This window comes from Desulfonatronospira sp. (genome assembly GCA_003563255.1).
Classification (GTDB): domain Bacteria; phylum Desulfobacterota; class Desulfovibrionia; order Desulfovibrionales; family Desulfonatronovibrionaceae; genus Desulfonatronospira.
This window is the reverse complement of the sequence record PWSL01000069.1, coordinates 1-4076: the sequence shown is the minus strand read 5'-3', so window position 1 is coordinate 4076 and position 4076 is coordinate 1. Positions and strand designations below refer to the sequence as shown.

Below are 4076 nucleotides of genomic sequence, written 5' to 3'. Positions count from 1 at the left end.
GTGTAAGGATGTTTTGACTCCCATACGCCCATACTCCCATACTCCCATACTCCCATAAGGGCTGGGGTGCCTGTCCCCTGCTTTCCAAAAAAAGGGCTAAACTGTTACCCTGTCCCTGATTTAACAGGTAACCCATTTTCTAAGTGTCGTTGTTGGGTTGCATGATAGCAGTATAAGAAAGAAGACTCGTGATTGCAAACAATAATATCCTGTATGCATCTGGACAGTATGGCGGTATATCAGTATTTTTCTAATCCCTAAGTACCGAAACTCTTGTCCCGCACGACGCCTGTTTTCTCCAGGATCCGGCTGGTGGGAACACCTTTTTCATCCCAGCCTCTGGTCCGGTAATAATCCTGGAGAAGATAATGCATGTCCTCTTCAGTGATCCTGTGCCCCTTGTAAGGCCCGCTGGGCAAGGGTTCTTCAGTGAACCTCCTGGGTAGCCTTTCCTGGGATATGTCCATGCCTTCTCTAATGTTGAAAAGCCTGGTGGTGTTCCAGATCCTTTCCCCCAGGTGATCGAAGAATGAACCGTCCACATCTGTTCCAGCGGCTGAGTTTAAAAGCAGGGCGTAAGTCCCGGGGGTCACCCCCATGGCACCAAAGTCGCACTTGACCAGGCAGTCGGTGCCGGCCAGGTAGTTTTGCAGCGTAAAAACCAGCTCAGCCTTGCCTTCCAGCTCAAGGGCCCTGACCGACCGGCCTTTCCATTCCATGCCGGTCGCCTCATACCCAACAGGAAACCCTCTCTGGTGGCACGCACCGCGGTCTGCAGTCATGTAGGCCAGCCCCATCCCCGGAACCCCCCTGGGGCCCCAGGCCGGCATTTCCATGCCTTTGACATGCAGGGCGATGGATTCAGCCTCAGGCCCAAGCTGCTGAGCCGCTTTTTTGACCCCCAGCGCCAGGAGAGTCCCCAGTTCACCCTCTTTATTGGCGATAAGCCTGATCATCTCGGCTGCAGACTGGACATTGCCGAATTCAAGCTTGTGATCAGTCAGGTGGCTGATCAGTCCCCTGCCTGCCGCTTCAAAGGCAAAGCTCAGGCAGGCCCCGGCCGAGATTGTGTCTAACCCGAGTTCATCGCATAGTCTGTTCAGGTGGGCTACAGCCCTGGGATCTCCGATTTCAAGGTTGGTCCCAAGCATGGCAGCGGTTTCATATTCTATAGTATCAGTGACAAAGGGGGCGAACCTGCCGGTCCGGACCGCACCCATCTGGGAGCAGGCAATAGGGCATCCGAAACAGGCTGATCTGCTCAGCCACAATTTCTGGGACTGGCCCTTGTCTCCAAGTTTTGCAGCCAGCGGAGACGTCCCGTCAAAAAAATTTCTGACCGGAATAAGTCCGATTTCATTGGCGAATTCAACTGAGCCAGCGGTCCCGGTAGCCATGAGTCCTTGACAGTCAAGGCTTGCGGCTATCTCCTTGTTGGCCAGGACTGCAGCTTTTTGAAACGACTTTTGGTCAAACAATCTGACCAGACTGTTGCCTTTTATGGCCAGGGCCTTGAGATTTTTTGCACCCATGACCGCTCCGGCACCGCCACGTCCCGCCTGACGGTTGTGATCGCAGCAGATGAGGGCGTAAGGGACAGCATTTTCTCCAGCAGGACCGATGGTTGCTGTTTTCAGCTCAGGATCTTTGAATTGCTTTTTGATGGCCTGACTGCTCTCAATGGCTCCGAGTCCCCATAGACTTTCGGCTGATATGAGTGCCGGTCCGGTGTAGTCCAGACGAAAATATACCGGTTCAGGCGATCTTCCTGTAAAGATGAGCCCGTCATAGCCTGCATACTTGATTTCCGGTCCAAAATATCCGCCGAAGTAGGAGTCCAGAAATGTATGGGTCAAAGGAGACTTGGTAACGACACAGGCCCTCATGGCCGGCGCAGGTGTTGAGGTCAGAGGTCCGGTCAGAAACATAAGCACATTGTCCGGGCCGAGAGGATCGGCCTTCTCAGGTACAAGGTCCAGCAAAAGCTTGGCCCCGAAACCCTTCCCACCAAGGTAGGCTTTTCTGAGCCAGGAAGGCACAGCAAGATCTGAAAATTTTCCAGAATTCAGGTCGATATGCAGCATCAGGCCCATGCATGAATCAGCGCTCATTATCATCTCCAACGGATTGGTCCCTGGCGATAATTTCCAGGGCATTGAAAGGGCATGCCCCGACGCAGGCGGGCTCTCCCCGGCACAGGTCGCATTTGAAAGCCTTGCCTGTTTCCGGATCCTCATAAATCATTCCCAGAGGGCAGTATGTTGCACATAAGCCGCAGGATACGCACTTGTCCTGGTCTATGATCACTGCCCGGGTCTGTTCATCCCTGCTTATGGCCTGGGCCGGGCAGACCTTGAGGCATAAGGGATGAACGCAGTGCTCGCAAACAACAGGTATGTGAGCCAGGTTTTCCAGGGCATGCCTGATTTTAAGCATGGACTTTCCCGGGTTGAATCCCCCGAACATATACATGGAACAGGATGTTTTACAGAGCATGCACCCGGTGCACAGGTCAAAGCGGGTACGGATATGGATTGAAGGCCTGGCCTCTTTCATTGGCAACTCCTGACTTTTGCGGTAGATAAGTATGAGCGCGGGCTTACCTGAAAAGCAAGGAAGTTATTCTTCCAGAGATTTATTGTGCATCGCAGACATGTATACTGCATATTGCTGCTGTAATAATAATACCCAGGATCTGACATGGAATAACGGGATAAATCGTAACCATTCAGGGGAGTCCTCGGTGATGACTAATGGCACAAGGCCAGGGGGACTGTCCCCCGCTAAGCAATGATTATGCAGCTTCACAAAATTTTGTGTCTGAAATTATTGCATATGGCGCAGAAAAGGTGTCGCGGGGACTGTCCCCTGGCCGGCACCTGCCCCCTGAATGGTTACGATAAATCAGACCCTGAGCATTGCCCCTGCTTACCGGGCCATAGCCGCTTCAACTACTGGCAGGGCGGGCTTATTGTCTATTGTGGTCACACCGTCGAGCCATCCCCTGTAGACTTCCGGGTTGTTCTTCAGCCAGGCCAGTCCGGCATCCAGGTCCCCCAGAGTGTTATCCTCATGAAGCATGGTCATGGCTTCGTTGATCATGTCGATGGGCACGACAAGGTTATCCAGAAACCTGGCCACATTGGGCTGCTCCTGGTCAAATTCGGATCTGATGTTGATGTACACCGTGGCCGTACCGTCATTTTCGCCGAAAGTGCGCTCATCGCTTCCCTTGAGGTACTGCATGTCGATGATATTGTTCATCCAGTGGGGCGACCAGCCGAGAAAAACGATCCATTCCTCATTTCTGGCAAAGTTCTGAACCTGGGAGAGCATGCCGCTCTCGCTGGAAGGGATGAGTTCGAAGTCGCCCAGGCCGAACATGTTTTCATTGATCATCTTTTCAATGACTTCGTTTCCGTCGTTTCCTTCCTCGATACCGTAGATTCTGTAATCCAGGATGTCTTTAAACCCGGCGATGTCCTGGAAGTGCTGCAGTCCGGCATTGTAGGCATAGGTGGGGACAGCCAGGGTATACCTGCAGTTTTCCATCACCGGGTTGAGCTGCTTGACCTTGCCGCTTGCAAAGTGAGGCTCGGCAATGCTTTTCATGGTCGGCATCCAGTTGCCCAGAAAGACGTCGGCATCGCCGCTGGCCATACCCTGGTAGGCTATGGGTACTGAGAGCATCATGCTCGATGTTTCATAGCCCAGATTGCCCAGGATAAATTCTGCTACCTCTGTCTTGATGGTTACGCATGTCCAGGGCACATAAACAAAACGCACCTCGTTCTTGGCCATGGCACTGGAGGAGAAGGTCAGGCTCAAAACAAAACTAAGAATCACCATTGAACTCAAAACTATTTTTCTCATCACTAAACTCCTTGTTTGATGGTTGCAGAATCAAAAGCAATTACTATCACTACAGCGAAACTTATAAATCTTTTCAACCTGTCTAACGCGGGCTTTGCCCGCAACCCATTTTTTCTCACGCAAAGGCGCGAAGATCGCCAAGGAAGACAGGATAATTTTTTTCATTTGTCACTCGTTTCTCGTGACAAATGAAAAGGCAGCCT

The 4076-nt window shown here is 52.1% G+C and carries 3 protein-coding genes; all 3 read right to left on the bottom strand.

Translation table 11 applies throughout. From position 1 onward, the window contains the following. Window positions 1-257: 257 nt before the first annotated feature. Window positions 258-2111 carry an aldehyde ferredoxin oxidoreductase family protein gene (locus QZP87_RS02020; protein ID WP_291321252.1) on the bottom strand — a complete coding sequence of 618 codons (1854 nt, stop codon included), beginning with the start codon at window positions 2109-2111 and terminating at the stop codon, window positions 258-260. Further along, window positions 2101-2556 (bottom strand): 4Fe-4S dicluster domain-containing protein, encoded by a 456-nt coding sequence (locus QZP87_RS02015; protein ID WP_291321251.1) that lies wholly within the window; start codon window positions 2554-2556, stop codon window positions 2101-2103. Before QZP87_RS02015 ends, QZP87_RS02020 begins: the two co-directional genes overlap by 11 nt. A gap of 372 nt (window positions 2557-2928) precedes the next feature. Next, entirely contained in the window at window positions 2929-3873 is a 945-nt protein-coding gene (locus tag QZP87_RS02010) for an ABC transporter substrate-binding protein (RefSeq protein WP_291321250.1), read from the bottom strand. Window positions 3874-4076: the final 203 nt, after the last annotated feature.

Coding starts and splice junctions, on each gene's coding strand:
- QZP87_RS02020 (WP_291321252.1), bottom strand. CDS start 2,111: ATGAGCGCTGATTCATGCATGGGCCTGATGCTGCATATCGACCTGAAT.
- QZP87_RS02015 (WP_291321251.1), bottom strand. CDS start 2,556: ATGAAAGAGGCCAGGCCTTCAATCCATATCCGTACCCGCTTTGACCTG.
- QZP87_RS02010 (WP_291321250.1), bottom strand. CDS start 3,873: ATGAGAAAAATAGTTTTGAGTTCAATGGTGATTCTTAGTTTTGTTTTG.